This window comes from Ideonella sp. FW305-24 (assembly GCF_058788035.1).
Genome location: NZ_JBYTAI010000002.1, coordinates 274,939 through 300,845, shown reverse-complemented (window position 1 = coordinate 300,845; position 25,907 = coordinate 274,939). Strand labels below are relative to the sequence as shown.

19 protein-coding genes are annotated in these 25,907 nt (G+C 68.1%); 11 read left to right on the top strand and 8 right to left on the bottom strand.

Annotated features, from left to right (window positions below):
• A complete protein-coding gene (gene icmF, locus AC3WR5_RS07005) occupies nucleotides 1-3,294 on the bottom strand; it encodes a fused isobutyryl-CoA mutase/GTPase IcmF (protein ID WP_492483034.1) in 3,294 nt (1,097 codons plus the stop codon).
• A gap of 179 nt (nucleotides 3,295-3,473) precedes the next feature.
• Between icmF and AC3WR5_RS07000 the strand changes: the two genes are divergently transcribed.
• Entirely contained in the window at nucleotides 3,474-4,244 is a 771-nt protein-coding gene (locus tag AC3WR5_RS07000) for a type III pantothenate kinase (RefSeq protein WP_231013075.1), read from the top strand.
• Here AC3WR5_RS07000 and AC3WR5_RS06995 read toward each other — a convergent pair.
• From AC3WR5_RS06995 to AC3WR5_RS06970, 6 genes are all read right to left on the bottom strand, one after another.
• Nucleotides 4,241-5,065 (bottom strand): potassium channel family protein, encoded by an 825-nt coding sequence (locus tag AC3WR5_RS06995; RefSeq protein WP_492483031.1) that lies wholly within the window; start codon nucleotides 5,063-5,065, stop codon nucleotides 4,241-4,243. The genes AC3WR5_RS07000 and AC3WR5_RS06995 overlap by 4 nt on opposite strands.
• Before the next feature lie 97 nt (nucleotides 5,066-5,162).
• A complete protein-coding gene (gene hslU / locus AC3WR5_RS06990; protein ID WP_492483029.1) occupies nucleotides 5,163-6,515 on the bottom strand; it encodes an ATP-dependent protease ATPase subunit HslU in 1,353 nt (450 codons plus the stop codon).
• Complete coding sequence (hslV, locus tag AC3WR5_RS06985) at nucleotides 6,512-7,063, bottom strand: ATP-dependent protease subunit HslV (protein WP_141289822.1); 552 nt, start codon at nucleotides 7,061-7,063, stop codon at nucleotides 6,512-6,514. Before hslV ends, hslU begins: the two co-directional genes overlap by 4 nt.
• 293 nt (nucleotides 7,064-7,356) lie before the next feature.
• The gene (locus AC3WR5_RS06980; protein ID WP_492483027.1) at nucleotides 7,357-9,171 is read right to left on the bottom strand and encodes an STAS domain-containing protein; all 1,815 of its coding nucleotides are present in this window, start codon (nucleotides 9,169-9,171) and stop codon (nucleotides 7,357-7,359) included.
• Between the two features lie 68 nt (nucleotides 9,172-9,239).
• Nucleotides 9,240-9,947: an RNA polymerase-binding protein DksA gene (gene dksA, locus AC3WR5_RS06975; RefSeq protein ID WP_492483570.1), complete on the bottom strand. Its 708-nt coding sequence runs from the start codon at nucleotides 9,945-9,947 to the stop codon at nucleotides 9,240-9,242.
• A gap of 255 nt (nucleotides 9,948-10,202) precedes the next feature.
• Nucleotides 10,203-11,252, bottom strand: a complete 1,050-nt coding sequence (locus AC3WR5_RS06970) for a CobW family GTP-binding protein (protein ID WP_492483025.1) — start codon at nucleotides 11,250-11,252, stop codon at nucleotides 10,203-10,205.
• Nucleotides 11,253-11,591: 339 nt separating this feature from the next.
• Here AC3WR5_RS06970 and AC3WR5_RS06965 point away from each other — a divergent pair, with 339 nt between their 5' ends.
• From AC3WR5_RS06965 to AC3WR5_RS06935, 7 genes are all read left to right on the top strand, one after another.
• Nucleotides 11,592-12,506 (top strand): CorC family transporter, encoded by a 915-nt coding sequence (locus AC3WR5_RS06965; RefSeq protein WP_492483023.1) that lies wholly within the window; start codon nucleotides 11,592-11,594, stop codon nucleotides 12,504-12,506.
• A gap of 32 nt (nucleotides 12,507-12,538) precedes the next feature.
• Nucleotides 12,539-14,065: an apolipoprotein N-acyltransferase gene (gene lnt / locus AC3WR5_RS06960; RefSeq protein ID WP_492483021.1), complete on the top strand. Its 1,527-nt coding sequence runs from the start codon at nucleotides 12,539-12,541 to the stop codon at nucleotides 14,063-14,065.
• 84 nt (nucleotides 14,066-14,149) lie between these two features.
• Nucleotides 14,150-15,103: a glycine--tRNA ligase subunit alpha gene (gene glyQ / locus AC3WR5_RS06955; protein ID WP_492483020.1), complete on the top strand. Its 954-nt coding sequence runs from the start codon at nucleotides 14,150-14,152 to the stop codon at nucleotides 15,101-15,103.
• 5 nt (nucleotides 15,104-15,108) lie between these two features.
• Nucleotides 15,109-17,250, top strand: coding sequence for a glycine--tRNA ligase subunit beta (glyS, locus tag AC3WR5_RS06950; RefSeq protein ID WP_492483018.1), 2,142 nt, complete (start codon nucleotides 15,109-15,111; stop codon nucleotides 17,248-17,250).
• A 20-nt stretch (nucleotides 17,251-17,270) separates the two neighbouring features.
• Nucleotides 17,271-17,909, top strand: coding sequence for a D-glycero-beta-D-manno-heptose 1,7-bisphosphate 7-phosphatase (gmhB, locus tag AC3WR5_RS06945; protein WP_141291433.1), 639 nt, complete (start codon nucleotides 17,271-17,273; stop codon nucleotides 17,907-17,909).
• A 34-nt stretch (nucleotides 17,910-17,943) separates the two neighbouring features.
• Nucleotides 17,944-18,702, top strand: coding sequence for a lysophospholipid acyltransferase family protein (locus tag AC3WR5_RS06940; protein ID WP_492483016.1), 759 nt, complete (start codon nucleotides 17,944-17,946; stop codon nucleotides 18,700-18,702).
• 19 nt (nucleotides 18,703-18,721) lie between these two features.
• The gene (locus AC3WR5_RS06935) at nucleotides 18,722-19,660 is read left to right on the top strand and encodes a M48 family metallopeptidase (protein WP_492483014.1); all 939 of its coding nucleotides are present in this window, start codon (nucleotides 18,722-18,724) and stop codon (nucleotides 19,658-19,660) included.
• Here AC3WR5_RS06935 and AC3WR5_RS06930 read toward each other — a convergent pair whose 3' ends face one another.
• On the bottom strand, nucleotides 19,661-21,493 hold the full coding sequence (locus AC3WR5_RS06930) for a sigma 54-interacting transcriptional regulator (RefSeq protein WP_492483012.1): 1,833 nt from the start codon (nucleotides 21,491-21,493) through the stop codon (nucleotides 19,661-19,663).
• Between the two features lie 293 nt (nucleotides 21,494-21,786).
• Here AC3WR5_RS06930 and AC3WR5_RS06925 point away from each other — a divergent pair, with 293 nt between their 5' ends.
• The 3 genes from AC3WR5_RS06925 to AC3WR5_RS06915 all read left to right on the top strand — a co-directional run bounded on the left by AC3WR5_RS06925 (nucleotide 21,787) and on the right by AC3WR5_RS06915 (nucleotide 25,885).
• Complete coding sequence (locus tag AC3WR5_RS06925; protein ID WP_492483568.1) at nucleotides 21,787-23,250, top strand: benzaldehyde dehydrogenase; 1,464 nt, start codon at nucleotides 21,787-21,789, stop codon at nucleotides 23,248-23,250.
• 31 nt (nucleotides 23,251-23,281) lie between these two features.
• Nucleotides 23,282-24,049 (top strand): coniferyl-alcohol dehydrogenase, encoded by a 768-nt coding sequence (locus tag AC3WR5_RS06920; protein ID WP_141290435.1) that lies wholly within the window; start codon nucleotides 23,282-23,284, stop codon nucleotides 24,047-24,049.
• A gap of 96 nt (nucleotides 24,050-24,145) precedes the next feature.
• Nucleotides 24,146-25,885: a DUF1302 domain-containing protein gene (locus AC3WR5_RS06915; protein WP_492483010.1), complete on the top strand. Its 1,740-nt coding sequence runs from the start codon at nucleotides 24,146-24,148 to the stop codon at nucleotides 25,883-25,885.
• Nucleotides 25,886-25,907: the final 22 nt, after the last annotated feature.

Here is a 25,907-nt window from a genome sequence, read left to right as displayed (position 1 = left end):
TCACATGCTGCGCCGATACTGCCCGCCCACCTCGAACAGCGCAGCGGTGATCTGGCCCAGCGAGCAGACGCGCACGGCGTCCATCAGCACTTCAAAGACGTTGTCGTTGGCGATCACGGCCTGCTGCAGGCGCTGCAGCATCGCGGGGGCCCGGTCGGCGTGGCGGGCGTGGAAGTCCTGCAGGCGGGTGAGCTGGCTCTGCTTTTCTTCGTCGGTGGAGCGGGCCAATTCGATGCTGGCGCTGACTTCTTCGCCCCGTGGGTTGCGGAAGGTGTTCACGCCGATGATGGGGTACTCGCCGGTGTGCTTGAGCATCTCGTAGTGCATGCTCTCTTCCTGGATCTTGCTGCGCTGGTAGCCGGTTTCCATCGCGCCCAGCACGCCGCCGCGCTCTGCAATCTTCTCGAACTCGGCCAGCACGGCTTCTTCGACCAGTTCGGTCAGCTCCTCGATGATGAACGCGCCCTGGCTGGGGTTCTCGTTCTTGGCCAGGCCCCACTCGCGGTTGATGATGAGCTGGATGGCCATTGCGCGGCGCACGCTGTCTTCGGTGGGCGTGGTGATGGCCTCGTCGAAAGCGTTGGTGTGCAGGCTGTTGCAGTTGTCGTAGACGGCGATCAGGGCCTGCAGCGTGGTGCGGATGTCGTTGAACTGGATCTCCTGCGCGTGCAGGCTGCGGCCGGAGGTTTGCACGTGGTACTTCAGCTTCTGCGAGCGTTCGTTGGCGCCGTATTTCTCCTTCATCGCCACGGCCCAGATGCGGCGCGCCACGCGGCCCAGCACGGTGTATTCCGGATCCATGCCGTTGGAGAAGAAGAAGCTGAGGTTGGGCGCGAAATCGTCGATGTGCATGCCGCGCGCCAGGTAGGCTTCGACGAAGGTGAAGCCGTTGCTCAGCGTGAAGGCCAGCTGGCTGATCGGGTTCGCGCCGGCCTCGGCAATGTGATAGCCCGAGATGCTGACCGAGTAGAAGTTGCGCACCTGGTTCTGCACGAAGTACTGGGCCACGTCGCCCATCACCTTGAGTGAAAACTCGGTCGAGAAGATGCAGGTGTTCTGGCCCTGGTCTTCCTTGAGGATGTCGGCCTGCACCGTGCCGCGCACATTGGCCTGGGCCCAGGCGCGCAGCTTGGCCATCTCGGCTGCGTCCGGCGCGCGGCCGTGTTCGGCCTCGAACTTGGCGAGCTGCTGGTCAATGGCGGTGTTCATGAACATCGCCAGGATGGTCGGCGCCGGGCCGTTGATCGTCATGCTGACGGAGGTCGTCGGGCTGCACAGGTCGAAGCCCGAGTACAGCACCTTCATGTCGTCCAGCGTCGCGATAGAGACACCTGAATTGCCGACCTTGCCGTAGATGTCCGGCCGCAGGTCCGGGTCGTGGCCGTAGAGCGTGACCGAGTCGAACGCGGTGGACAGCCGGTGCGCCGGCATGCCTTCGGACACCAGCTTGAAGCGCCGGTTGGTGCGGAAGGCGTCGCCTTCGCCAGCGAACATGCGCGTCGGGTCCTCGCCCTCTCGCTTGAAGGCGAAGGTGCCGGCGGTGTAGGGGTAGCGGCCGGGCACGTTGTCCAGCATCAGCCATTTCAGAATCTCGCCATGGTCCTCATACTGCGGCAGCGCGACCTTGCGGATCTTGCTGCCTGAGAGCGAGGTGGTGGTCAGCGCCGAGCGGATTTCCTTGTCGCGCACCTTGACCACCAGCTCGTCGGCCGCATAGGCCTCGCGCAGCACGGGCCAGTCGGCGAGCAGCGCACGGGCGTCGGCGTCCTGGCGCTGGTCCCGCTGCTGTGCGAGGTCGTCCAGCGCAGCCACCGCGTTGTTCTTTTCCGGCCGCGCTTCGGTCAGCATGCGGGCGCTTTCGCGCAGCTGCTGGATCTCGCGCGCTAGCCTGGCCTGGCTGCGGGCGCGGGCCTTGTAGCCACGCACGGTGTCGCTGATCTCGGCCAGGTAGCGCACGCGCGCGCCGGGCACGATGGGCACCTGGTGCGTGCTGTGGCGGGTGTTCACCGCGGGCAGGCGGCCGTCCTTGAGCGGCAGGCCCAGCGCGCCCAGCCGGGATTTCAGCGCCTGGTACAGCGCGGTCACGCCGTCGTCGTTGAAGCGGCTGGCCATGGTGCCGAAGACCGGCATCTGGTCGGGCATCACATTGAAGGCTTCGCGGTTGCGCTGCACCTGCTTGGCGACGTCGCGCAGTGCGTCGGCCGCGCCCTTGCGGTCGAACTTGTTGATCGCGACGAACTCGGCGAAGTCCAGCATGTCGATCTTCTCGAGCTGGCTGGCGGCGCCGAACTCCGGCGTCATCACGTACATCGGCACGTCCACCAGCGGCACGATGGCCGCGTCACCCTGGCCGATGCCGGAGGTCTCGACGATGATCAGGTCGAAGCCGGCCGCCTGGCAGGCAGACAGCACCGAGGGCAGCGCAGCGGAAACTTCCGAGCCGGTGTCGCGCGTTGCCAAACTCCGCATGTAAACCTTCGCGCCCTTGCCCCAGGGCTGGATCGCGTTCATGCGGATGCGGTCGCCCAGCAGCGCGCCACCGCTCTTGCGGCGAGACGGGTCGATGCTGATCACGGCGATCTGCAGCGCATCGTCCTGGTCCAGCCGCAGCCGGCGGATGAGTTCGTCGGTCAGGCTGCTCTTGCCGGCGCCACCTGTGCCGGTGATGCCCAGCACCGGCGCATGGCGCTGCGCGGCGGCGGTTTGCACGGCGTCCATGACGGCAGGGGCGGCCTCGCCGTTTTCCAGCATCGTGATCAGCTGGGCGAGGGCGCGCCAGCGTTTCGTCGTGTCCTTGGACTGCAGCGCTTCGAGCAGCCCTGCGGCGTCGGCCGACAGCCGCAGGTCGCAGCGCATCAGCATCTCGCCGATCATGCCTTGCAGGCCCATGCGCTGGCCGTCTTCCGGGCTGAAGATGCGCACGCCGACGTCGGCCAACGCGCTGATTTCCTGCGGCACGATCACGCCGCCGCCGCCGCCAAACACCTGGATCTGCTCGCCGCCGCGGGCCTTCAGCAGCTCGACCATGTAGCGGAAATATTCGGTGTGGCCGCCCTGGTAGCTGGAGACGGCGATTCCCTGCACGTCTTCCTGCAGCGCTGCGGTGACGACTTCGTCGACCGAGCGGTTGTGCCCCAGGTGGATGACCTCGGCGCCCATGCCCTGCAGGATGCGCCGCATGATGTTGATCGCGGCGTCGTGGCCATCGAACAGGCTGGCGGCGGTGACGATGCGCACCTTGTGGGTGGGTTTGTAGTGGGCGAGTGCCTGGTGCGCAGCGGAGAGATCGGTCATGGGAATGCCTGTGCAGATCGGGTGGGATCCGGAAGTCTGGGTCCAATTGACGTTAACGTAAACGTCAACCGAAATCATGCCATTCTCCGGCCGACCGGCGCCGCGTCAAAACCCGTGCGCGCCCTGGTGGTTTCCCTTAAGCAATCAAGCAGGCCAAACACGCTGTTACGCTCGCCGCCATGAGTTTTCTGGCGATCGACATCGGTAACACCCGGCTGAAATGGGCGCAGTACGCGTCGCCGCAGCCCGGCGCCGCGGTGCTGGCGCATGGCGCACGCTTCCTGGAGACCATCGACACGCTGGCCGAGCAGGACTGGCGCTCGCTGGCCGTGCCGTCCACGATGCTGGGCTGCGTGGTCGCCGGCGAGGCGGTGCGGCGGCGGGTCGAGGAGCAGCTGGAGCTGTGGGACCTGACGCCGCGCTGGGTGGTGCCGGGCAACCACGAGGCCGGCGTGACGAACGGCTACGACCACCCGATGCGCCTGGGTGCGGACCGCTGGGTCGCGCTCATTGGTGCGCGCGGCCATGTGTTGGCGCGCGGCCCGGCCCGGCCAGCGCTGGTGGTGATGGTCGGCACGGCGGTGACAGTCGACGCGCTGGACCGCGACGGCAAGTTCCTTGGCGGGCTGATCCTGCCGGGCCACGGCATCATGTTGCGCGCGCTCGAAAGCGGCACCGCCGGCCTGCGCGTGCCGACCGGCGAGGTGATGCCGTTCCCGGCCAACACGTCCGACGCACTGACCAGCGGCGGCACCTATGCCATCACCGGCGCCATTGCCCGCATGCGCGCCCACCTGGCGGCGCGCAGCGGTGGTGAAGAGCCGGTGCTGCTGATGACCGGTGGCGCAGGTTGGAAAGTGGCGCCTTACCTGGACGTGCCGCACGAACTGGTCGAATCCTTGATCTTCGACGGCCTGCTGCACATCCAGTCGCACAGGCTGGCGCTCTAGTCTTTTTTAGACGACCCTGGCAGGCTTTCCCGCAAGGCCTGCAGCTCATGGCGCAGACGGGCCATCTCGTGGCGCATGTCCTGCAGGATCTCGCGCTCCATGCGGCGCTCCCCGGTTTCGATCCAGCTGGTGGCAATTGCCGCGGTGACCAGCGTGAGCACGCCCAGGCCGAGCAGCACCACGAAGACCGAGAAGATCTTGGACGCGGGCGTGGTCGGCACCAGGTCGCCGTAGCCCACGGTGGCGGCCGTGGTGAACGCCAGCCACAGGCCGTCGCCCAGCGTGTGCACCGTGGGCTCCAGCCACCAGAACCCCAGGCCGCAGCCCAGCAGCACCATCAGCGCCATGGCCAGCAGGTAGGTCAGGCCGCCGCGGTTCAGCAAGTGCTTCAGTGCCCAGACCATGCGCAGCAAGGTCAAGAGTGCCACGGCCAGGCGCAGTGACAGTGCCGCGCCCGAGCCCTGGCTGGTGGGCAGCAGCGCAGCACTGAACAGGCCGGCGATCAGCAGCCACTCACCTGGATTGGCCATCAGGTGTTGGCGCGGCGACGGCGTGTGCCAGGCCACCGCGATCAGTGCGCAGGCCAGCACCACGGCCGCCACCAGGTAGGCCGAGGGGGCCCAGGTGCTGCCGGTGGGCAGCAGCAGCTCGGCGTAGAAGGCAGGAATGGTGGCCAGCAGCGCTGCCACCACCGGCCATCGCCAGCGCCGCTCGACGCGCCCGGCCAGCGGGCTTTCGCGAGGTGCGGCGCGCAAGCCCCAGCTGGCGTGGCGCAGGATCGTCGCACTGACGGGCTCGTGGGCTGGGGAAGAAGGCGCCATGAGGCGCGAGACTAGCCGCGCGCTCGCGCCGCCACTTGCGCTGGGTCAAGAGCGCCCGATGCAGCCCTTCACGCGAGCCCTGTTCGCGAGAAGCAGCTCACAGGATGTAGCGCGACAAGTCCTCGTTGTGCGCGAGTTCGCCCAGCTTGGCGTTCACCGACTCGGCATTGAGCTGCACCGTCTGGCCTGACAGGTTCGGCGCGTCGAAGCTCAGGTCTTCCAGCAGCCGCTCCATCACCGTGGCCAGCCGGCGCGCGCCGATGTTCTCGGTGCGTTCGTTGACCTCGAAGGCGATCTGCGCCAGGCGGCGGATGCCGTCGGGTGCGAGGTCCAGCATCACGCCTTCGGTGGCCAGCAAGGCCTGGTACTGGCGCACCAGGTTCGCGTGCGTGCTGCCGAGGATGGCCTCGAAATCGTCCACGCTGAGGGCCTGCAGTTCGACCCGGATCGGGAAGCGGCCCTGCAGCTCGGGGATCAGGTCGCTGGGCTTGGCCAGGTGGAAGGCGCCGGAGGCGATGAACAGCATGTGGTCGGTCTTGACCATGCCGTACTTGGTGTTCACGGTCGTGCCTTCGACCAGCGGCAGCAGGTCGCGCTGCACGCCCTGGCGCGACACGTCTGCGCCCTGGGTGTTGCTGCGCGAGGCGACCTTGTCGATCTCGTCGATGAAGACAATGCCGTTCTGCTCGGCGTTGTGCAGTGCCTTGCTGCGGATCTCGTCCTCGTTGACCAGCTTGGCGGCTTCCTCGTCGGTGAGGATCTGCAGCGCCTCGGCAATCTTCAGCTTGCGCTGGCTCTTGCGCTGCTGGCCCATCTGCGAGAACAGGCCTTGCAACTGCTCGGCCATGGCCTCCATGCCGGGCGGGCTGACGATGTCGAGGTTGGCGCGCGGCTCGGCCACTTCCAGCTCGATCTCCTTGTCGGCCAGCGAGCCTTCGCGCAGGCGCTTGCGCATGACCTGGCGCGCGGTGTTGTCCGGCGTGGGCGCGGGGGGCGGCGGCGTGAAACCGAAGGCGTCGCCACCTTGGCTGCTGCGCGGCGGCGGCACCAGGATGTCCAGGATGCGGTCCTCGGCGGCGTCTTCGGCCTTCAGCCGGGCGCGCTTGAGCGCGGCTTCGCGCTCCTGCTTGATGGCGATGTCCATCAGGTCGCGCACGATGGTGTCCACGTCCTTGCCAACGTAGCCGACCTCGGTGAACTTGGTCGCCTCGACCTTGATGAACGGCGCGTCCGCCAGCTGCGCCAGCCGGCGCGCGATTTCGGTCTTGCCCACGCCGGTCGGCCCGATCATCAGGATGTTCTTCGGCGTGATCTCGGCGCGCAGCTTGTCCTCGACCTGCTGGCGGCGCCAGCGGTTACGCAAGGCGATGGCGACGGCGCGTTTCGCACCCTGTTGCCCAACGATGTGCCGATCCAACTCGGACACGATTTCCTGGGGTGTCATGCTCATTCCAACACCTCGATCGTGTGGTTCTGGTTGGTGTAGATGCACAGGTCGCCGGCGATTTCCAGCGACTTCTTGACGATCTCTGCGGCGCCCATTTCGGTGTGGGCCAGCAGCGCGCGGGCGGCGGCCTGCGCGTAGGCGCCGCCGGAGCCGATGGCCACCAGGCCGAGCTCGGGCTCCAGCACGTCGCCATTGCCGGTGATGATCAGCGAGGCATCGCGGTCGGCCACGGCCAGCATGGCTTCGAGGTTGCGCAAGACCTTGTCGGTGCGCCAGTCGCGTGTGAGCTCGATGGCCGCGCGCACCAGGTGGCCGGAGTGCTTCTCCAGCTTCGACTCGAAGCGCTCGAACAGCGTGAAGGCATCCGCCGTCGCGCCGGCAAACCCGGCCAGCACCTTGTCGTGATGCAGCCGGCGCACCTTGCGCGCGCTCGCCTTGACGACGATGTGCCCCAGCGTGACCTGACCGTCACCGCCCAGTGCAACCTGCCATTGGCCGTCCGGCCCGCGCCGCCTCACGCTGATGATCGTGGTGCCGTGGTAAGAGTCCATGGATTGTTTTGGAAGCGAAAACACGGGTTAGCTGAGGGCGCCGACGTTGGAATGCAAGCCGCCATGCAAGTTCTCAGACCGGGAATGCGAAACCGACAGCAAGTTGGATCAGCGCGGAGCGCAGGCAGCGCCGGGCCGCCCCAAGCGGCCTGCGCAACCCGCCCGGCGGGTGGCTTCGCGTATTTCGCGAAGCCGGGTGCCCCATTCTGCGGCCGGCGCCGGGCCGCCCCAAGGTGGCGGCTCAACCCGCTCGGCGGGTGGTCCCGCGTACCCGCGAGACCGGGTGCGCCAATTCAAGCTTGACGGAGCTGGGCGTAGGCGTGCTCGACGATGCCCATCGCGCCGAACATCAGCGCCACCAGCCGGTGCACTTCGGTGAAGCGCACGTTGCGGCCTTCGGCGCGCTTGGCAATGACCCAGTTCAGCAGGTCGCCCGCGGCAATGAAGTCCACGCGGATCAGCAGCGCGCAGGAGATGTGCACCATGCGCGCAGTGCCCAGCCGGTTGTCCAGCATGCCCAGCAGCGGGCCAATGTCGCCCGAGAGCTGGCCGGAGAGTTCCAGCGAGGTCACGCTGTAGCCGCTCTTGCCTTCGCTGGCGCCCTGGATGGTGGTGATGGGCTCGCTCAGCACCGACATCGGCGCCGACTGGGTGTTGGCCGACGAGCTGCCCACGAGGGCCGAGCAGCGCGTGGGCTCCCAGCTGGGCGGCGACACTTCGTAGGTCACGCAGTAGTCGATGGCCACTTCGTCGAACTGGTCCGGCCGGTTGATCATGCGCAGCGCTTCCAGCCGCGTCATCCAGTAGGCCGGATCGGCGTCCCGCACGCCCACGGGCGCTGCGTCCTGCAGCGTCATGAACAGGCGGTCGGACGACAGCCAGCGCATCTCGAGCACCCGCCGGGCCCAGCCCTGCATCAGTCGGTACAGCCGCGCGGCAGCGTCGGGGTCGATCTTCTGCAGCTGGGTCCAGTCCAGCACCCAGGGCTGCGGCAGTTGCAGGGTTTGGGAATTCAGCTGGGTGACGGCGTCCACGTCCAGGTGCGCCGGGCAGACCCAGGCCACCTCGGCGCCGGTGCTGGCTGCTGCAGGTACCTGGCTGGCGGCTTCGGCCACCAGCTTGGGCAGCGAGAACCACTGTGGCGACGAGCGCTGGAAGCGCTGCAGGTATTCATTGGCCAGCGCGTCGAAGCTGGCCTGCTGGCCGGTGGCGCGGAACAGGTCGAACAGCACCAGCCAGGTGTCGTTGTGGTTCTGCCTTGCGCCGCCAGCGGCGGTGAGCTGCACCAGCGCGCGTTCGCAGAGGGCGAAGTCGGCATTGGCAAAGGCAATCACGGCTTCGTCGAGCTCGTGGTCGTGGGTGATTTCCTGCACCTCGACCACGCCGGCGTCCATGGTCCCGGCGGAGGCCGGCGGCTGCGCGGCAAGCTCGGGCGCCTTGCCCAGGCCCACCGGCTGCTGCAGCACTGGCGGGTTGTTGATCACGCCCGTCATCGGCGGGGCGGCCATCAGGCGGCTGGCGGCCGAAGCCGCCGGGCGGGCGCTGGTGGCGGCGCCCGCGGCGGCATTCGGTGCCGCCACTGGAGGCGCGACGCGGAATTCCAGCCGTTCGGGCAACAGCGACATCGGCCGGGTCGGGTCCATCGGCATGCTGCCCGAGCCGGGCACCGGCACGGTGGTCTGGCTCTCGATCGGCGTGGTCAGCGTGGGCGGCATGGTCACGCCGCGTGGCAGCCGGGCCGAGCCGCTGCTGCCCACCATCTGCTTCTCGATCGCGTCGATCTTGGCCTTCATGCCCGGGTCAGGGGCGCCGGGCAGGTGCGTGGGCCGCACGTCGGAGTCGTCCAGCCGGGAGCTGGCGCCCAAGGCGCTGGCCTGTTCGGGGCTGAGGCCTTCGCGGCGGATGCGGCGCAACATGTCGAGCTCGCGCTTGCGCACGAAATCGTTGCGCCGCTTGCGCTCGATCATGGCCTTCAGCTCGGCCTTTTCGACGTCGGCAAACTGGCTGGCGCCGGCATCGGTGGGCAGACCCATCAGGTCGCGCGCCGGTGAAGACACCATCTTCACCATGCGGCGCAGCACGCCACCGTTGTCGTTACTGCTGGCCATGGTGCGGTTTGCCCGGCTGAAGGATCACGCGAGGGGAAGGGCGGCTCTGGGAAAGCGCAAGTGCCGGCTCAGTCGCCGAACATCTTCTGCTTGAGCTCGCGGCGCTGCTGCGCTTCGAGCGACAGCGTGGCGGTCGGGCGGGCCAGCAGCCGGCCCAGGCCGATGGGCTCGCCGGTCTCGTCGCAGAAGCCGTAGTCGCCAGCGTCGATGCGGGCGATGGACTGCGAGATCTTCTTCAGCAGCTTGCGCTCGCGGTCGCGGGTGCGCAGCTCCAGTGCGTGCTCTTCCTCGATCGTTGCCCGGTCGGCCGGGTCCGGCACGATGGAGGTGTCTTCGCGCAGGTGCTCGGTGGTTTCACCGGCATTCGACAGCAGCGCGTCCTTCTGCTCCTGCAGCTTGGCGCGGAAGAACTCCAGCTGCTTCTCGTTCATGTACTCGGCTTCCGGCATGGCCATCAGCTCGGGTTCGGTCAGGTCGCGGCCCGCCTTGGTTTTCCAGGCGTTGGCCAGCTTGGGGTCTGCTTTCGCGGCAGGCTTCACAGCATTCATGGGTTCAGGATAGGGTTTAGCCGAAGGCTTGGGAGGAGAAAAGCGCTCAGCAAAACTGGCGGTGGAACTGACCGGTCCGCTGCCACTGCGCGGGCGGCTGATGGAGGACACCGGCGGGCTCACCGCAGCTTTCACGGCGGCGGGTTTTTCGGTCGCCTTGTCAGCACTCTTGCCGGCAGCGCTTTTGGCACCTGCTGGCTTCTTGGCGGATTCCGCATCGGACTCCAGACTGGAATCGGAAGTCTTGGCCGGGGTCTTGCTCACGGTCGGTCTCCTCACCACAACGCACGTGAAAGGGCGGTTATACCCCGCGGTAGCGCTTGATTGTGGTGCACATGCCACGTCACGGGCCGGGTCGGGGCGCGCGGATTGTAGCCACGCGGTCTGAGTTCACGGTAAGACCTTTTTCCACTGCTTTCAAGCAACGGCCATGTGCTGGCGAGGACCGTGTCAAAACTGCCGGCAATGCAGCCGCGGCCGGCCTCAGGCAACACAGCCTTCCAGGCCTTGCAGCAGGATTTCCTTGGGCAGGTCGATGCCGATGAACACCATCTTGCTGACCTTGGCTTCGCCTGGCGCCCATTTCGGCCCCAGGTCGCTGCCCATCAGCTGGTGCACGCCCTGGAAGATGACCTTGCGCTCGCTGCCCTTGACGTTCAGCACACCCTTGTAGCGCAGCATCTTGGGGCCGTAGACCTGCACGATGGCGCCCAGGAAGTCTTCCAGCTTGGTCGGCGACAGCGGCTTGGTGGCGCGGAAGACAAAGGACTTCACGTCGTCGTCGTGCTGGTGGTGGTGCGGGTGGTCGCAGTGCTCGCCATGTTCGTGGTCATGGTGCTCATGGCCGTGGTGATCGTGCGCGTGGTCATGGCCGCCGTCGTTCAGGAACTCCGGGTCGATGTCCAGCTTGGCATTCAGGTTGAAGCCCTTCAGGTCGAACACGCTGGCCAGCGGCACTTCGCCGAAGTGCACCCGCTGCTGCGGCGCGCGCGGGTTCATGTGCTTCAGGCGGTGGGCCAGCGCATCGGCCGATGCTTCGTCGACCAGGTCGGTCTTGCTGATGAAGATCTGGTCGGCAAACCCGACCTGGCGCTGGGCTTCCACGCGGTCGTTGAGCTGCTGGTCTGCGTGCTTGGCGTCGACCAGCGTCAGGATGGAGTCCAGCTGGTAGCTCTCGGCGACCTCGTCGTCCATGAAAAAGGTCTGGGCGACCGGGCCCGGGTCGGCCAGGCCGGTGGTCTCGATCACCACGCGCTCGAAATCCAGCTCGCCTTTGCGGCGGCGCGCTGCCAGGTCGGCCAGCGTGGTGCGCAAATCTTCGCGGATGGTGCAGCAGACGCAGCCATTGTTCATCTGGATCACCTGCTCCTTGGTCTCGGTGACCAGGATGTCGGTGTCGATGTTTTCCTCGCCGAACTCGTTTTCGATCACGGCAATCTTCTGGCCGTGGGCTTCCGTCAGCACGCGCTTGAGCAGGGTGGTCTTGCCCGAGCCGAGGAAGCCGGTGAGGATGGTCGCAGGAATCAGGGACATGGCGGCGCTTCTGTAGGTGAAGGGTTTCGGTCGCGGGGCTTCTCGCGGAGCAGGCCCCGGATCGGCGTCACTTTGGGGTCAGTCTGGCATTTTCAATGCCCTGCCGGGTTTGCGCTGGCGCCGGGGTTTGGCCGGCAGGGCCAGCCATGGACAGCGCCGATTCCAACGCTGAATGATTGCCCGTTTCTTGCTTGTTTCTTGCTTGCATTTGCCTTGCCTGGCGCGGGGGGCGGACTCTGAGGCCTGACCCCGGCGCTGTCAAGCCGAACTCGCGCCGCTGCCCTGCGGCTGAAAAACGAATCGAGTATTCTCCCGCTTCCTCCACTGCCGGCACCCCTTGTGTCCGAACCCCAGTCTCCCCGGCCCCCGCGGCCGGGTCATGCCGCTGCCGGCGCCGCCCAGCGCGCCGGCTCCGAAAGCGGTGGCCGCAGCTTGTTCGAGCGCGTGGTCGAATTCCTCTCTCCTGGACCGGATTCCAAGGCCGAGCTGATCGAAACCCTGGCCAGCGCCGAGCAGCGCGAGCTGATCGAGCCGCAGTCGCGGGCGATGCTGGAAGGCGTGCTGCGCCTGGCCGACATGGCCGCCGGTGACGCGATGGTCGCCGCCCCGCGCATGGACGTGCTGGACATCGGCATGAGCTACGAGACATTGCTGGCCGAGGTCATCGCCACCGGTCACTCGCGCTTCCCGGTCACCGAAGGCGGGCGCGACAACATCATCGGCATCCTGCTGAGCAAGGACTTGCTCAAGCTGCAGCGGGCGCCGGAGCTGAACCTGCGCACCTTGCTGCGCCCGGCGATCTTCGTGCCGGAGTCCAAGAGCCTGAACGAGTTGCTGCGCGACTTCCGCTCCAATCGCAATCACCTGGCCATCGTGATCGACGAGTTCGGCACCACGGCAGGGTTGATCACGATCGAGGACGTGCTGGAAGTCATCGTCGGTCAGATCGAGGACGAGTTCGACGATGCCGACGCGCCCAGCGGGGTCTACACCCTGGCCGACGGCAGCTACCGCGTGGCCGGCGACGCCGAGATCGCCGCCGTCAACGAAGCCCTGGTGCTGACGCTGCCGGAGCAGGATTTCGACACCATTGGCGGGCTGATCGCCCATGAGCTGGGCCATGTGCCGCAGCGCGGCGAAACGGTGATGACCCACGGCCTGAGCTTCAGCGTGATGCTGACCCGCGGCGGCGCGGTGCGCTGGTTCAAGGTGCGCCGCGCACCGAACGGCGTCATCGCCGAAGACGCCGCGTGAGCGCGGGCCGGTTGGCCGCGCCTGCAGGACGTATGGGCCTGCTGATGCTGGCCGCGGGCGCGCTGCAGGTTGCGTCCTTTGCGCCGCTGGGCTGGTGGTGGCTGCAGCCGCTGTGCCTGGCCCTGCTGGCCGGGGCAGTGCAGCGCGCCACGCCGCGCCGCGCCGCCTGGGCTGGCTGGTGCTACGGCCTGGGCTGGCTGGTGGCCGGCCTGTGGTGGCTCTACATCAGCATGCACGACTTCGGAGGCATGCCAATGCCGCTGGCCGCGCTTGCGGTGCTGCTGCTGGCCGGGCTGCTGTCGCTCTACCTCGCGCTGGCCATGGCTGCGGCCGCCTGGCTGGGCCGCGGGCACTCGCCGCTGTTGCGCGGCCTGGTGTTCGCCGCCTGCTGGCTGATGGCCGAGCTGGCGCGGGCCCAGTTGTTCACCGGCTTCCCGTGGATCGCCTCGGGCTATGCCCACAGCGAGGGCTTGCTGGCGCCGCTGGCGCCGTGGGTGGGTGTTTACGGCATGGGCGCGGTGGCTGCGCTGCTGGCTGCTGCATTGGCCGCTTTGGCGAGCGCGCCGCGCCGCGCGCCGGCCATGGTCGCGGTGGCGCTGCTGTTGCCGGTGCTGGGCTGGCTCGGGCCGAAGGACTTCACTCATCCCGCCGGCGAGTTGACGGTCAGCCTGCTGCAGCCCAACGTGCCGCAGGACATCAAGTTCGACCCCGAGCGTTTTGGCGAGAACATGGCCGCGCTGCAGGCGCAGTTGCTGGGCGCAACGGGCCAGCTCGTCGTCACGCCTGAATCGGTGCTGCCAATACCGCAGGCAGACCTGCCTCCGGGCTACTGGCAGTCGCTTGTGCAGCCCTTTTCCGGTGGTGATCGCGCGGCGCTGATCGGTACCTTCCTGGGCGACGCGCAGCAAGGCTATGTCAATTCCATGGCCGGCGTTTCGGCCCGGCAGTTGGCGAGCGACCCGAAGGGTGGCTTCTACGGCTATGGCAAGCGGCATCTGCTGCCGTTTGGCGAGTTCATTCCGCCAGGCTTTGGCTGGTTCGTCGAGCTGATGCAGATCCCGCTGGGCGATCAGGCACATGGCACCAACGAAGCGGTGTTCGAGGTTGGCGGCCAGCGCGTGCGGCCGCTGATCTGCTACGAAGACCTGTTCGGCGAGGACTTTGCCGGCAGCGCCGTTGGCCCGCAGTCGGCCACGATGTTCGTCAACGCCAGCAACCTGGCCTGGTTCGGCAAGCACATGATGCAGGAGCAGCACCTGCAGTTCTCGCAACTGCGGGCGATGGAATTCCAGCGCCCGCTGGTGCGCGCGACCAACACCGGCATGACGGCGGCCATCGACCACCACGGCGTGGTCACCCAGGCGCTGCCTGCCTGGACCACCGGCGTGCTGGACGTGACGGTGCAGGGCCGCCAGGGCGACACGCCGTATGCGCGTTGGCTCAGCCGCTGCGGGCTGTGGCCGCTTTGGTTGCTGGTGGCGCTTGTGCTGCTGGCGGCTCGCGTGATGCCGCGGCGGGAGGGCACATCCCCCACTCGCGCCTCTGCAGCCGACACTTAGAATCGATTCTCCTGACGCCGTCCTGCGGCTCCTAGGCTTGGCCATGTGCTGCGGTGCGCGTGGCCGCCGCTTCCTGTGCCCACCATGCTCAGCTTCCAGCAACTCATTCTTCGCCTCCAGGACTACTGGGGCCAGCAAGGCTGTGCCTTGCTGCAGCCCTATGACATGGAGGTTGGCGCCGGCACCAGCCACACCGCCACCTTCCTGCGCGCGCTCGGCCCCGAGCCGTGGAAGGCCGCCTATGTGCAGCCCAGCCGCCGCCCCAAGGACGGCCGCTATGGCAACAACCCGAACCGCCTGCAGCACTACTACCAGTTCCAGGTCGTGCTGAAGCCCGCACCGGCCAACATCCTGGAGCTCTACCTCGGCTCGCTCGAAGCGCTGGGCTTCGACCTGAAGAAGAACGACGTGCGCTTCGTCGAGGACGATTGGGAGAACCCGACGCTGGGCGCCTGGGGCCTGGGCTGGGAGGTCTGGCTCAACGGCATGGAAGTCACCCAGTTCACCTACTTCCAGCAGGTCGGCGGCATCGACTGCAAGCCCATCACCGGCGAGATCACCTACGGGCTGGAGCGGCTGGCGATGTACCTGCAGGGCGTCGAGAACGTCTATGACCTCGTGTACACGGACGGCCTGAAATACGGGGACGTGTTCCTGCAGAACGAGGTCGAGCAGTCGACCTACAACTTCGAGCACAGCAACGTCGAGTTCCTGCTGCAGGCCTTTAGCGCACACGAAGGCAATGCCCAGCAGCTGATTGGCGCGAAGCTGGCGCTGCCGGCCTACGAGCAGGTGCTGAAGGCCGTGCACACCTTCAACCTGCTGGACGCGCGTGGCGCGATCAGCGTGACCGAGCGCGCCGCCTACATCGGCCGCACTCGCAACCTGGCGCGCGCCGTCGCGTCCAGTTACCTGGACAGCCGCGCCCGCCTGGGCTTCCCGATGGCGCCCAAGGCCTGGGCTGAAGAGGTGCAAGCCCAGCTGGTGGCCAAGGCCGAAGCGGAAACCAAGAAAAACGATTCGAAGAAGGCGGCTTGAGCACCATGACCACCCAGAACCTGCTCGTCGAACTCTTCGTCGAGGAACTGCCGCCCAAGGCGCTGAAGAAACTCGGCCAATCCTTTGCCGGCACGCTGGCCGACAGCCTGAAGGCGCAAGGCCTGGCCACGGCCACCAGCGTGGCCACCGCCTACGCCTCGCCGCGCCGGCTGGCGCTGCACCTGACGGAAGTCGCCACCAAGGCGGCCGACAAGCCGGTGCAGCACAAGCTGATGCCGGTCGCCGTGGCGCTGACGGCGACGGGCGAAGCCACGCCCGCGCTGCTGAAGAAGCTGCAGGCGCTGGGTCTGGGCGCCGAGGTGCTGCCCCAGTTGCAGCGCCGGGTCGACGGCAAGGCCGAGACCCTGTTCCTGGACGCAGTGGCCCCCGGCGTGGCGCTGGAAGAAGGCCTGCAGAAGGCGCTGGACGAAGCGCTGGCCAAGTTGCCCATTCCCAAGGTCATGACCTATCAGCTGGCTGACGGCTGGAGCGACGTCAAGTTCGTGCGCCCGGCCCACGGCCTGGTTGCGCTGCATGGCGAACAGGTGCTGAAGCTCGCGGCGCTGGGCCTCACGGCCGGCCGCGAGACGCAAGGCCACCGCTTCGAGGCGGCCGTCAGCCCGGTGGTGCTCACCAGCGCCGACAGCTACGCCACGCAGCTGCGCGAGCAGGGTGCAGTGATCGCCAGCTTCGACGAGCGGCGCGACGAGATCCGCCGCCAGCTGGATGCCGCCGCCGCCAAGCTCGGCCTGAAGCCCATCGAGGACGACGCGCTGCTGGACGAAGTGACGGCGCTGGTCGAGCGGCCGAACGTGCTGACCTGCCAGTTCGAGGCCGAGTACCTGGCCGTGCCGCAGGAATGCCTGATCCTGACGATGAAGGCCAACCAGAAGTACTTCCCACTGCTCGACGGCCACGGCAAGCTGACCAACCGCTTCCTGCTGGTCAGCAACATCAGCCCCGAAGACGCCAGCGCGGTGATCGGTGGCAACGAGCGCGTGGTGCGCCCGCGCCTGGCCGACGCCAAGTTCTTCTTCGACCAGGACCGCAAGAAGACGCTGGCCTCGCGCGTGCCGGGCCTGGCCAAGGTCGTCTACCACGGCAAGCTCGGCACGCAAGGCGAGCGCAGCGAGCGCGTGGCCCGCATTGCGCACGAGATCGTGCAGCAGCTGCGCATGGCCGTGTACCCGTACACCGTGCTGGCCAAGGACGAGCTGGACATGCTCGAACACAAGGCCCACGAAGCCGCGCTGCTGGCCAAGACCGATCTTCTGACCGACATGGTCGGCGAGTTCCCCGAGCTGCAAGGCATCATGGGCGGCTACTACGCCCGGGCCGAGGGCCTGCGCGACGGCGTGGCCATCGCCATCGAGGACCACTACAAGCCGCGTTTTGCCGGCGACGCGCTGCCGCGCAACCACACCGGCACCGTGCTGGCGCTGGCCGACAAGCTGGAGACGCTGATCGGCCTGTTCGGCATTGGCCAGCTGCCCACCGGCGACAAGGACCCGTTTGCACTGCGCCGCCATGCGCTGGGCGTGATCCGGCTGCTGATCGAGAAGAACCTGTCGCTGGAGCTGCCGGCACTGGTCAAGGCGGCGGTGCCGGTCTTCGGCGAGCTGATCCAGGACCCGAGCGCCGCTTTAGGCACCTTCCTGGCCGACCGCCTGGCCGTGGGCCTGCGCGACCAGGGCTACAGCGCGCAGGAGGTGGATGCCGTGCTGGCGCTGGCGCCCGCGCGCCTGGGCGACGTGCCGCGCCGGCTCGAAGCGGTGCGTGCCTTTGCCGCGCTGCCCGAAGCCGCTTCGCTGGCTGCCGCCAACAAGCGCGTGGGCAACATCCTGAAGAAGGTCGAAGGCACGCTGCCGACCGAGGTCTGGGCCGACCTGCTGAAGGAGCCTGCCGAGCAGGCGCTGGCCGCCACGCTGGCCGAGCTGGGCCCGAAGGCCGACGCGTTGTTCGACGCGCACGACTACGCCGCCAGCCTGCAGGCGCTGGCCGGGCTGAAGGCGCCGGTGGATGCGTTTTTCGACGACGTGATGGTCAACGCCGAAGACCTGGCGCTGCGCAACAACCGCCTGGCGCTGCTGGGCCGGCTGCACGCGGCGATGAACCGCGTGGCCGACCTGTCGCGCCTGGCGAGTTGAGCGACTGAACCTTCATCACCATGCAAGCGCCCAAGCTCATCATCATCGGCCGCGACGGCATCCTCAATCGCTTCCGTGAGGACCACGTCAAGGAACCCGACGAGTGGGAGCCGATTCCCGGCGCGCTGGAAGCGGTGGCGCAGCTCAACCATGCCGGCTGGCACGTGGTGCTGGCGACCAACCAGTCCGGCATCGGCCGCGGGCTGGTCGACATGGCGTCGGTCAATGCCGTGCACCAGCACATGATGAAGCTGCTGATGGCCAAGGGTGGCCGCATCGACGCGGTCTTCTTCTGCCCGCACGCCCCCGAAGAGGCCTGCGACTGCCGCAAGCCGCTGCCGGGCATGATGCATGACATTGCGCTGCGCTACGGCGTGGACCTGAAGCTGGTGCCGATGGTGGCCGACACGCTGCGCGACCTCGAAGCCGCGCGCGCCGCTGGTTGCCCGCCGCACCTGGTGCGCAGTGGGCGCGCCACGCTGGTGACAGAGGCCGAACTGGCGCAGTGGATGGCCGCGGTGCCCAGCACCGAGGTGCATGACGACCTGGCCTCCTTCGCCCGCTGGCTGCTCGCGAAAGAAGCAGCCCAAAAGCTGCTCCACCCGGCCGGCACGCACGGCCAGCGGGCGCCCGCCGCGGGCCTGAAGCCCAGCGTTTGAAATTAGAACCCGCAAGGCAGGAGCCTGAAAGTACATGCAACGTTTGGGATGGATGATTCGATCGGCCCTGTTTTTCCTCTGGATGACCGTCACGGTCATCCCCTGGGCGCTGGCCGTGGTGCTGGTCTCGGTGGTGATGAAGGGCACGCCGCTGTACTGGATGTGCGCCGGCTGGCTGAGCACCGCGATCTGGGGCGCCAAGGTGATCTGCGGCGTGAAGTACCGCATCACCGGCATGGAACACGTGCCGACCGCGGCCGACAGCAAGGCTGCCGTGATCCTCGCGCCCAAGCACCAGTCGACCTGGGAGACCTTCGCCTTCCCGGCGATCATGCCGCACCCGCTGTGCTACGTGTTCAAGCGCGAACTGCTGTGGATTCCGTTTTTCGGCTGGGCCATCGGCAGCCTGGACATGATCCACATCGACCGCAGCAAGCGCAACCAGGCCTGGAGCAAGGTCGCCGAGCAGGGCCAGCAGCACATGGCCAAGGGCAACTGGGTCATCATGTTCCCCGAAGGCACCCGCTCGGAGCGCGGTGAGCAGGGCGACTACAAGACCGGCGCCTCGCGGCTGGCCATCACCGCCGGCGTGCCTGTCGTGCCGATCGCCGTCAGCTCGGCCAAGTGCTGGCCGCGCAAGAGCTTCCTGCTGCGCCCCGGCATGATCGACGTCTCCATCGGCCCGCCCATCCCCTCCGCAGGCCGCAAGCCTGACGAACTGATGCGCGAAGTCGAGGCCTGGATCGAGGCCGAGATGCGGCGCATCGATCCCGAAGCCTACGCAGCGCGCTGAATCACTAGAATCGCCGCTCATGGCCCCTCGCCGTGACGCCGCCTTGCCGCGCCAGATGTCCTTGTTCGACCTGATCGACGCGGCGTTCCCGTCGCTGACCGGTGCGTTCACCGCACCGCCGACCCCAGCACCAGCCGTGCTGACCCAGCCGCCTGCTGCCTTGCCCCCGGCGCCCGCACCGGCCCCCGGCCCGCGGCCGTTCGATTACACCCATGCCAAGGCCGACCGCGAGATCCGGCTGGGCGACTGCCGGGTGGGCTACCTGCTGCGCCGCGCGCGCCGCAAGTCCATCGGTTTTTCCATCGGGCCGGACGGGCTGGCCGTCAGCGCGCCGCGCTGGGTCGGCATTGGCGACATCGAGCAGGCGCTGCGCGACAAGTCCGGCTGGATCCTGCGCAAGCTGGCCGAGCAGCGCGAGCGCGGCCGCCGGCTGCAGGCTGCGCGCATCGAATGGCATGACGGCACCAGCCTGCCTTACCTCGGCGAGACCTTGATCGTCGTGCTGGACCCGCGCGCCACCGGTGCCCGCCTGAACAGCGACGCCCAGGCCTTGCCCGGCGTGCCGCGGCTCACGCTGCACCTGGGCCTGCCGCACAACGCCAGCGCCGAGCAGATCCGCGACACGGTGCAGGCCTGGCTGCAGCGCGAAGCCCGCAAGCTGTTCGAGGAACGCTGCGCCCACTTCGCGCAACGCCTGGGCGTGCGGGTCACGCGCATGCGGCTGTCGTCTGCACAGACGCGCTGGGGCAGCGCCTCGGCCGATGGCTCGATCCGCCTGAACTGGCGGCTGGTGCACTTCGGCCTGTCGGTGATCGACTATGTCGTGGCGCACGAACTCGCCCACCTGCGCGAGATGAACCACAGCCCGGCCTTCTGGGACGTGGTGCGTTCGGTCATCCCGGACCTGGATGAGCGCAAGGCGCAGTTGCGCTCGCCGGTGGTGCCGCTGCTGGACTGATCAGCCGGCGGCGGGGTCGCGTGCCCGCTCCAGCCGGTAGGCAAACTGCGCGCGGGTCAAGCCCAGCCGGCGCGCCGCCGCTGCCAGGTTGCCATGTTCTGCCTCGGCGGCCTCGTTGAGCAGCCGCCGCTCCAGCGCCTCGAGCGAAAACGGGCCGCCGCCTGCGCCGTCGCCGGTGCTGCCATTGAGCGCGCCGCTGAGCAACGCCAGCAGTTGCCGCGGTTCGCCGCCGTCCTTGGCCGTGGTCAGCGTGCCATGTGCGCCGATGGCCAGCAGGGCCGCGTCGCTGAGCTGTTCGCGGCGGAACATGTGGGCCACGTCGATGGCGGCGCCGTCCTCGGCCGAGATCACGCCCCGCTCGATCAGGTTCTGCAGCTCGCGGATGTTGCCGGGAAACGCGTAGTGCAGCATTGCGCGCACGGCGCGCTGCGTGAAGCCGGTCGGGTGGCGGCCGTGGCGCGCGGCTTCGCGGCGCAGGAAGTGGTTCATCAGCAGCGGCACGTCGTCGCGCCGCTCGCGCAGCGGCGGCAGGTGGATCGGGTAGACGTTCAGCCGGTAGTAGAGGTCTTCGCGAAAACGCCCGCCGCGCACCTCCTCCTGCAGGTCGACATTGGTGGCCGCCACCACGCGCACGTCCACGCGCAGGGTGCGGGTGCCGCCCACCCGTTCCACCTCGCCCTCCTGCAGCGCGCGCAGCAGCTTGCCCTGGCTGACCAGGCTCAGCGTGCCGATCTCGTCGAGGAACAGGGTGCCGCCATCGGCGCGCTCGAAACGGCCGGGGCGCGACTGGCTGGCGCCGGTGAAGGCGCCGCGCTCGACCCCAAACAGCTCGCTTTCGATCAGGGTTTCGGGGATGGCGGCACAGTTCACCGCGACAAAGGGCTGCTCGGCGCGCGCGCTGATGCGGTGCAGCCGGCGTGCAAAAGCCTCCTTGCCGACGCCTGACTCGCCGGTGAACAACACCGTGGCGCGGGTGGCGGCCACGCGGGCGAGTTGGTGGCAGGCCGAGTTGAAGGCCGAAGACGCGCCGACGATCTGGTGGCGGTCGTCGCCGGTGGCTGCGGCCGGCGCCTGGCTGGCCATCATGTTGGCCAGCGGGCGCGTTTCGTCGGCCGAGCCAGCTTGCGCGGCGCCCAGCCGGCGGAAGTCCTTGGCCTCCAGGTAGCGCAAGTCTTCGCTGACGTCGCCCCAGGCGGCGGCATGGCGGCCCACCACGCGGCAAGCGCTGGCGCCCATCGAGCGGCATTCGATCTCGCGGAAGACCACCAGCTGGCCGAACAGGCTGGTCACATAGCCGGTGGCATAGCCCACCTGCGACCAGCAGGCCGGCTCGGTGCCGATGCCGTAGGCGCTGATGTGCTCGTCGTCCTCGCTGGAATGCTCCCAGAGGAATTCGCCTTCGTAGGTGCCGCCGTCGATGTCGAAGGCAAAGCTCAGCGGCGTGACCTTGACCGCGCCTTCCAGCGCATGCAGCCGGGTGCCGGCCATGAAGACATTGGCGGCTTCGCCCTGCGGCCAGCGCTCGCGTACCAGCTGCGCGTCGCGGGCGCCGGCCACGTAGCCCGCGCGGGTCAGCAGGCCGCGGGCCCGCTCGGTGCCCAGCGTGTCGATCAGCTCGCGCCGCATGTGGCCCATGGCCGAGCTGTGCATCAGCAGCATGCGCTGATCGTTCAGCCAGATCCGGCCATCGCCGGGTGAGAAGAACAAGGACTCGGTCAGGTCGGCGAGCGTGGGCGCCTGGTCATCGGCGTAATGGCCGCTGTCGCCGCGCCGCAGCATCGCGCCGGTCTGCCGGGCCACCTCGGCGAGGGAAATGCGCGGGGGCTTGGCCATGCTTGCCTGTTCATCAAATCATCAATACCGCGGGTTGCGGCTAGCTGAAATTGTTTTCATTTCATAAATATTCAGCCTCCGGTAAAACCCTTTGATGCGACGCAATACTGGGTACAAGGGTAAGTGCCTGGTTGGGCAATGGTTTCACTGTGAAAACAAAGCGTGGTGGGGCGGCCAGGCCGGCGCTGCGGCTGCCGCAGCGCAGGTCCATGGCACAGGCGTTGCAAATTGGGCTTGAGCGAGCCGTGCCTCGCCTGCACCAGCCAAGCGCCAGGAAGCCCCAACCCATGACCATGACGACGACCTCTCTTCTTCAAGCTGCGCCGTGGCGCGAGCATGTGTTCAGCGGTGGCTGGCGCGAGGCCTCGGCGGCGGCCGACGTGGTCGAGCCGGCCACCGGCGAAACCCTGGTCCGTGTCGGCCTGGCCTCGCCTGGCGACGTGGCCGGTGCGGCACAGGCTGCCGCAGCCGCCCAGCAGTCCTGGGCCGCGATGGCGCCGCGCGAGCGCGCTGCGGTATTCCACCGGGCCGCGGCGCTGTTCCAGCAGCATTTTGATGAGCTGGCGCTCTACGTGACCCGCGAAACCGGCGGCATCCTGCCCAAGGGCCAGCATGAAGTGCGTGAAGCAGTGGCCTTCTGCCAGATTGCCGCTGCGATGCCGCTGCAGGCCCAGGGCCAGGTGCTGCCCGCCACGCCAGGCCGCCTCAGCCTGGCCCGGCGGGTGCCGCACGGTGTGATCGGCGTGATCTCGCCGTTCAACTTCCCATTGGTCCTGACGCTGCGCGTGGTGGCGCCAGCGTTGGCCGCGGGCAATGCGGTGATCGTCAAGCCGGACCCGCGCACGCCGGTCAGCGGCGGCTTCCTGATGGCCCGCATCTTCGAGTTGGCCGGGCTGCCAGCTGGCGTGCTGCATGTGCTGCCGGGCGGGGCCGAGGTGGGTGAAGCGCTGGTGACCGATCCCCAGGTGGCGATGATCTCCTTCACCGGCTCGGTCGGCGTGGGCCGCCACATCGGCCAGCTGGCGGGGCAGCACCTGAAGAAGGTGTCGCTGGAACTGGGCGGCAGCAATTCGCTGATCGTGCTGGACGACGCCGACCTGGACATCGCCGCCAGCAACATCGCCTGGGGCGCCTGGCTGCACCAGGGCCAGATCTGCATGGCCAGCAACCGGGTGCTGGTGCACGCCGCCATCGCGCCTGCCATTGCGGAGCGCCTGGTGGCCAAGGCCAGGCACTTGCCGGTGGGCAATGGCGCCACCGGCCAGGTCGCCATCGGCCCGCTCATCGATGCCCGCCAGCGCGACCGGGTGCATGCCGCTGTGATGGCCAGCGTGCAGGCCGGCGCCCAGTTGTTGGCCGGTGGCCAGTACGAGCAGCTGTTCTACCAGCCCACGGTGCTGGCCGGCGTGCGGCCCGGCATGCCCACCTTCGACCACGAAACCTTCGGCCCGGTGGTCAACCTGGTCAGCTTCCAGACCGACGAAGAGGCGGTGGCCTTGGCCAACCTCGGCCAGGGCGGCCTGGCGGCCGGTGTCATCTCGGCCTCGGTGGGCCGGGCACTGGCGCTGGGCCGGCAACTGCGCGCCGGCATGGTCCACATCAACGACCAGACGGTGAACGACGACGCGGTGAACCCCTTCGGCGGCCCTGGCATCGCCGGCAATGGCAGCTCGCACGGCGGCCCTGGCGACTGGGAGCAGTTCTCCACCTGGCAATGGCTGACGGTGAAGGACGCCGCCACGCCGTTCCCGTTCTGATGCCTCGCCCACACATTCCAAGGAGACAGCCGTGAATTTCCAAGGCAAGACCATCGTCATCACCGGCGCCTGTTCCGGCATCGGCGCCGAGACCGCCCGTTTGATGCGTCTGAAGGGCGCCCGCGTGATCGGCATGGACCGCAATGCGCCCACCCTCACGCTGGACGGCTTCATCAAGGTCGATCTGGCGGAGCAGGCCGCGATCGATGCGGCCTTCCGGCAACTGCCCGAACGCTTCGACGCGCTGTGCAACGTGGCCGGCGTGCCTGGCACCGCGCCGGTCGACCTGGTGGCGCGCGTCAACTACCTGGGCCTGCGCCACCTCTGCGGCCTGGCGCTGGAGCGCCTGCCGGCCGGCGGAGCCATCGTCAACATCGCCTCCATCCTCGGCGCCGAGTGGCCTGCGCGGCTGGCGCAGCACAAGGCGCTGGCCGAGGCCACCAGCTTCGAGGCCGGCCTGGCCTTCCTGGCCCGGCATCCGGTGCCGCAGGAAAGCTGTTACCAGTACTTCAAGGAAGCGCTGATCGTCTGGAACGCCGTGCAGTCGCAGCCATGGTTCCTGAGCAAGGGGGTGCGCATGAACTGTGTCGCCCCCGGGCCGGTGATGACACCCATCCTGGGCGATTTCGTGCAGATGCTGGGCGAGGAACGGGTGCAGAAGGACGCGCACCGGATGAAGCGCCCGGCCCTGGCCGACGAGATCGCGCCGGTGGTGGCCTTTCTGTGCGCCGATGAATCGCGCTGGGTCAGCGGCGTCAACCTGCCGGTCGACGGCGGCCTCGCCTCGACCTACCTCTGATCCCAGGCCAGGGACGGAACAAGGCCGGCGCACCAGCACCCGGCCGAAGCAAGCGGCGCACCAGAAGCCGTTCGACTCAAAACCACGGAGACTCCCATGCAACCCACCCGTCGCGTGATCGCGGTGGCGGCCGCGCTCGCGCTGCCCGCTGCCAGCCACGCCTTCCAGATCGACATGCCGGACGACAGCGAGCTGAAGCTGCGCCTGGACCTGACGCCAAAGTACAGCGCCGGCTACCGGCTGAAGGACCCCTCGGCCGCGCTGACCCGGTTCGACGTGGCGGCCGATCCAGGCACCGTCAACGAGGACGATGGCGACCACAATTTCAAGAAGGGACTGATCTCCAGCCGCTGGGATCTGCTCGGCGAACTGGACCTGACCGGGCCGAGCTACGGCATGCGGCTGTCGGGCAGCGCCTGGCACGACAGCGTCTACCTGCGCCCCAGCAGCTACGGCGGCACCCCGATCTATGCCGGCGGCGTGCCCATTGGCGCCAGCACCTCGAGCTCGAACAACTTCAGCGACCAGGCTGCCAACGAATTCCTGCCCGACACGGTGCGCCAGCACGGCCGCGGCAGCGAGCTGCTGGACGCGTTCGTCTATGCCAAAGGCGACCTCGCCGGCATGAAGGCCACGCTGCGTGTCGGCCGCCACACGCTGCAGTGGGGCGAGAGCGTGTTCTTCGGCCAGAACGGCATTGCCAACGCCCAGGGGCCGGTGGACGTGGCCAAGATCGTCTCGGTGCCGGGCTGGCAGTTCAAGGAAGTGCTGCTGCCGGTCGAGCAGGTCTCCGGCTCGCTGCAGGTGGCCGAGGGCGTGTCGCTGGGGGCCTACTACCAACTGCGCTGGCGGCCCAGCAGGATTCCCGGCGTCGGCAGCTATTTTTCCAACCAGGACTACGTCGGCACCGGCACGGTGAACTTCGGCGTCGATGGCAATGGCAACCCCATCCTGCTGGCCTACGACAAGCACCAGGACCTGCGGCCGCGCAACAACGGCCAGGGCGGCCTGCAGCTGCGCTTCAGCCCCACCGGCAGCGACTACGAGTTCGGCCTGTACGCTGCGCAATACCACGACAAGACGCCGGCCGTGCCGGTGTTCGACTTCGCGGGCGGCAATGTGCACCTGGCCTATGCAGAGGACGTGCGCACAGTGGGCGCCAGCGTCACCTCGTCGCTCGGCCAGCTGAACTGGGCGGCCGAGACCTCGCTGCGCTGGAACGCCCCGCTGACCAGCGACCCGGCGGTGCTGGGCCTGGGGCCGGTCGCCAGCTGCGGCAGCACCAGCGCCGATCCGTGCTTCGCCGTCGGCCGCACCGCGCATGCGCAGGTTTCCGGCATCTACGTGCTGCAGCCGGGGCCGCTGTGGGGAGGCGGTGCGGTGGTGGCCGAGCTGGCCTACAACCGCACCCTGGCCGTCACGCGCGACATCTTCGCGGCGGCCGACGGCAGCAGCCAGGGCATCGGCGGGCTGGACCCGAACACCACCAAGGGCGCCTTCGCCTTGCGCATGCTGTTCGAGCCGCAGTACTTCCAGGTGCTGCCGGGACTGGACCTGTCGATCCCTGTGGGCGTGGGCTACAACTTCGGCGGCCGTTCGTCGGCCATCTTCAACTTCGCCGGCGGTGCCAGCAGCGCGGGCGACTACAGCATCGGCCTGAAGGGCACCTACCAGAACGACTGGAAGCTGGCGCTGACCTACACCGACTACTTCGGTACCGCCAAGACCTTCACCGAGACGCTGGTCGCCGGCAGCGGCACGCCGCGCCAGCTCAGCTTCGGCCAGTCGCTGAAGGATCGGGCCTACCTTGCCTTCAGCGTTTCGCGCACCTTCTGAACCGCGCTCCACGGAGTATTCG